This window comes from Bacteroides sp. ET336, from assembly GCF_024733815.1.
Classification (GTDB): domain Bacteria; phylum Bacteroidota; class Bacteroidia; order Bacteroidales; family Bacteroidaceae; genus Phocaeicola; species Phocaeicola cellulolyticus.
The window spans coordinates 1-4,380 of record NZ_JANRHK010000040.1 but is presented as its reverse complement, the minus strand read 5'-3'; the positions used below and the strand labels follow the sequence as shown (position 1 = coordinate 4,380).

7 protein-coding genes are annotated in these 4,380 nt (G+C 46.7%); all 7 read right to left on the bottom strand.

The features are described 5' to 3' along the window. On the bottom strand, positions 1 to 636 hold a 636-nt coding region (locus NW213_RS16685; protein WP_258323466.1), incomplete at its 3' end, for an AAA family ATPase. Positions 637 to 731: 95 nt separating this feature from the next. After that, complete coding sequence (rfbA, locus tag NW213_RS16680) at positions 732 to 1,622, bottom strand: glucose-1-phosphate thymidylyltransferase RfbA (protein WP_258323465.1); 891 nt, start codon at positions 1,620 to 1,622, stop codon at positions 732 to 734. A 125-nt stretch (positions 1,623 to 1,747) separates the two neighbouring features. Beyond that, the gene (gene rfbC / locus NW213_RS16675) at positions 1,748 to 2,317 is read right to left on the bottom strand and encodes a dTDP-4-dehydrorhamnose 3,5-epimerase (RefSeq protein ID WP_258323464.1); all 570 of its coding nucleotides are present in this window, start codon (positions 2,315 to 2,317) and stop codon (positions 1,748 to 1,750) included. Between the two features lie 126 nt (positions 2,318 to 2,443). Next, a complete protein-coding gene (locus NW213_RS16670; RefSeq protein WP_154045180.1) occupies positions 2,444 to 2,896 on the bottom strand; it encodes an N-acetylmuramoyl-L-alanine amidase in 453 nt (150 codons plus the stop codon). 96 nt (positions 2,897 to 2,992) lie between these two features. After that, a complete protein-coding gene (locus NW213_RS16665) occupies positions 2,993 to 3,421 on the bottom strand; it encodes an HU family DNA-binding protein (RefSeq protein WP_258323463.1) in 429 nt (142 codons plus the stop codon). A 209-nt stretch (positions 3,422 to 3,630) separates the two neighbouring features. Continuing rightward, positions 3,631 to 4,047: a DNA-binding domain-containing protein gene (locus tag NW213_RS16660; protein WP_154045176.1), complete on the bottom strand. Its 417-nt coding sequence runs from the start codon at positions 4,045 to 4,047 to the stop codon at positions 3,631 to 3,633. A 41-nt stretch (positions 4,048 to 4,088) separates the two neighbouring features. Continuing rightward, positions 4,089 to 4,241, bottom strand: a complete 153-nt coding sequence (locus NW213_RS16655; RefSeq protein ID WP_258323462.1) for a hypothetical protein — start codon at positions 4,239 to 4,241, stop codon at positions 4,089 to 4,091. Between the last annotated feature and the right edge of the window lie 139 nt (positions 4,242 to 4,380).

Below are 4,380 nucleotides of genomic sequence, written 5' to 3'. Positions count from 1 at the left end.
TTCCATCGATACATCCCTCAGGTTATTCAGGTCGCTGAACACACTCACCTTTCCGAATTTCGTCACCCCCGTCAGCAGAGCGAAGCGTATATACCTGTCCATCGACTTCAGTGCCCCATAGAAAGCCTTCAGCGTGTTCCTGTACTCATCCTGCAGCTCCTCATTATCTATGGCCTGCAACATTGGCTTGTCATATTCGTCCACCAGGATTACAGTGTTTCTTCCAGTCTTTTCAGCCGCTCTCCGTATCACCCCTTCAAATCTTGTGGCAAGCGAATACTCATCAGGATTCTTGCCATACAAAGCCTCACACTGTTTCAGAAACAAGTCAAGCTTGTTCTCCAGATCCTTTGGAGTGGCATACCTTTCAGTGTTCAGATCCAGATGCAGCACAGGATACTCCATCCATTCCTTTTCCAGTTCTGCAATCTTTAAGCCTTCGAACATCTCCCTCTTTCCGCTGAAATAAGTCTCCAGAGTAGAGATAAGCAGACTCTTTCCGAACCTGCGCGGACGGCTCAGAAAGTAATATACACCGTTATTTACCAGATCATATATCAGATCTGTCTTGTCGATATAAAGATAACCGCCTTCGCGTATTTTTTCAAAATTCTGTATTCCTATAGGGTATTTCATGTTGGGCAATTAATAATTAAAAATTAAGTTATAAGGCTTCAGTTACCAGTTTCTAGTCACGGAGCCGCCACATGGGGGAATACCAGCTCGTAATATTATCTGTTTCCTTTCAGCTCCTCAATCACTTTCAGCAGATACTGTCCGTACTGGTTCTTCAGCATCGGTTCCGCATTCTTTCTCATCTGTTCCTCAGATATCCACCCCTTGCGGTAAGCTATACCCTCCAGACAGGCTATTTTCAGTCCCGTACGCTTCTCCAGCACCTCGATATAAGTCGAAGCCTCGCTCAGCGAGTCATGCGTACCCGTATCCAGCCATGCGAAACCGCGTCCCAGAGTCTGCACCTTCAGTTCCCCGTCCTCCAGGAAACGTTGGTTCACCGTAGTAATTTCCAGTTCCCCGCGGGCCGACGGCTTGATGTTCTTTGCCACATCCACCACCTTGTTCGGATAGAAATACAGTCCCACCACCGCATAGTTCGATTTCGGTTTTGCCGGTTTCTCCTCTATGCTCAGGCAGTTGCCCTCCTTGTCGAATTCAGCCACCCCGTATCGTTCCGGATCGTTCACCCAGTATCCGAACACCGTAGCCTTCTTCTCCTCCTCGGCAGTGCGTACAGCCTCTTTCAGCATACCGCTGAAACCGGCCCCGTGGAAGATATTGTCACCCAGCACCAGACACGCCGAGTCATTGCCAATGAATTTCTCGCCTATGATGAACGCCTGAGCCAGACCGTCCGGACTAGGCTGTTCCGCATATTCGAATTTTACTCCGAATTCCGAGCCGTCGCCCAGCAGACGCTTGAACCCCGGCAAGTCATGCGGAGTAGATATAATAAGAATCTCCCTTATCCCTGCCAGCATCAGCACGGAAATAGGATAATAAATCATCGGTTTGTCAAACACAGGGAGCATCTGTTTGCTCACCCCCTTGGTGATAGGATACAGTCTCGTTCCGCTACCACCTGCCAATACGATTCCTTTCATATTATTATGAGTTTGTGAGTTTTTGAGTTTTTAAGTTGACGAGATACTAGTTGACAAGTTGACTAGGTTTTAACTTTGTTGACCGTTAGTCGTGAATTTTTAATTTTTAATTATTAATTATTAACTCAATACATCTTCTCATTATAATCAAACAGCCATTCCGCATCCTTCAGTCTCGGGTGATGCCTGTCCTTTTCGCTCAGGATAACCTTGTCGGCAGGAATTCCCCAGTCTATACCCAGATCCGGATCATCCCATGCAATGGCCCCTTCCGACTGCGGTGCATAGAAATTGTCACATTTATACTGGAAAATCACTTCCGGAGTAAGCACAGAGAAACCATGCGCAAATCCTCTCGGCACGAAGAACTGTCTGTGATTATCTTCAGTCAGTTCCACAGCCACATGCTTTCCGAATGTAGGCGAGCCCTTTCTGATATCCACAGCCACATCCAGCACTGCCCCCTTAATCACCCTCACCAGCTTGCTCTGGCAGTAAGGCGGTTTCTGGAAATGCAGTCCCCTCAACACCCCATATTGCGATTTGCTTTCATTGTCCTGCACGAATTTCACTTCCCTCACTTCCTTGCAGAAATCCCTTTCAGAAAACGATTCAAAGAAATATCCCCTCTGGTCGTTGAAAATGCGTGGCTCTATAATTACCACACCCTCTATTTCAGTCTTGATTACATTCATATTATCGATAAAAAATCATGTTCTACATCCGCAAAAGTAACCTAAAAAAACTTAATACCCAAAGAATAACCACAAAAAATCCCCCATGCCGTCACCCGGTATGGAGGATAAATACATATTGTCGGCCTAGCAGCCGTTTTCCAGCCATTCCTTAACATCGAAACACGGACACTCCTTCACCCATTCCTCCGGTTCAATCATTCCGTCCCCGTCCAGGTCAGGGCTGAAGTCACGGTGTCCCCCTATATGCTTGATGTCAAACTCCCTTTTCAGGGTTTCCAGCAGCCATTTCATGGCATTCTTCTGTTCTGAGGTGCGTGTATCCGCCGGGTTCCCTTTCGCGTCCAGTCCCCCTTCGTAGCAGATACCTATGCTCCCTTCGTTGTGTCCCTTGCAGTGGGCACCCACCTTCTCCACCGGCCTCATGTCGCAGATCTCACCCGTTCTCCTGATGTAGAAATGATAGCCACACCCGTTGAACCCCCTCTTCCTGTGCATCCTTGTGAGATCGGCAGGCTCCAGCCTTTTGTTGGCCGGAGTGGCGGAACAATGAATTATCACAGTATCAACATGACGCATTGTCCCCTCCGTTTCTCCTGTTAGCAAAACCACCGGTGAGAAAGCAAATCACACATTTCAGAATCCGTACGATAATCTTCTTCATTTTGTATCACATTATGGAAGCGGTTCTTCCGTTTCTTCCTTCTTGTACTTCTGTTCCACCTTCTCATATTTCAGCGTAGTGAGCATGTTCGACAGCGTTCTGCCGCTTCTGAACAAAATCTTCGCCTTCTGGATCAGGCCGTCGTGATAATCATCCTTCGTAGTCGCTCCTTCGCCGCTCAGGCTCACCTGTAGCGATCCCAGTTCTCCCAGTCGCACTATTTCACCGTTCGAGAGCGAGTCGGACACCACATCCTCCAGAGCTATAAGCACCGCCATCACGTCCGCACGCGTCACCGTACACATCTGCTGTATTCTCTGCGACAATTCCCTGATGCCCGCCTCTCCTCGAGCCTGAGCCTGTGCATAATACTTTCCCCCCATTTCCGGGTTCTGAGGGTCTTTACGTTCCACTACCGAATAAGTCAAATACTTGTCCATAAAATTTTCCTTTCTTTTTTTAATGATTAATACTCGTCCGGTCCGTAATCACGACCACCGGTACACTTCGCGGGCCCTTTCCTGCATACCCTTGCCGCTTTCCTTTCCGATTACGATACAAAGGTATCATTCCCGTTTCTTGTCCCGTTCCCCTTTGTCCTCCATAGTATGGACAAGTATGTATTTAACAGAAAATTCCCCCATGCCCGCTAAATTGCGGGTACGGGGGAATACTTCTGTTCCACTTTTTTGAATGTCAGTTTGCGAATACTGTGTTTAATGGTCTTTCCATCCTTGAACAGCGTCTTCACTTTCGTTATATGCTTACTGCAGAAATCATCTTTCCTGTCACATCCGTCACTGCTGATTGTCATTGACAGCGACCCCAGCTCACCTATTCTCACTATATATCCGTCGCATAGAGCTTCTGCCACCACATCTTCCAGAGTCATCAGTACCGCCACTATATCCGGTTTCCCGACATAGCAGTTTCTGTCTATTTTCTCTATCAGTTCCTTACTTTCCAATACGCCACGCGACTGGAACTGTGCATAAAACTTTCCCTCTTTATCAGGGCATTTAGGGTTCTTTCTTTCCACTACCGAATAATTCAGACAATTGAACATAATTTCTTAATGTTTAGAGGTTTAACTTCGTTACAAAGATATCACTCCATGAAATTATGCAGTTCCCTTTTGTCCTGTTTGGTCGGTGTATATCTGTATTTATTACTGTTACCCTTCTCCTTTTCTGCCAAATAAAAGTCAACAGACGAAAGACAATTTTCCTTTTCGCTGATATACCTTATAGCACTCACCATATCCGTTCGGAACAGACACAGATATATAAAGCATTAGTCATAATTCTACTTCACAATCCACCTCTCCACATTCCTCTTCTCATAGCTGAAGTTCACTCCCACCTTCACCAGCTTCCTTCCGTCACATTCGAAAGGCAGC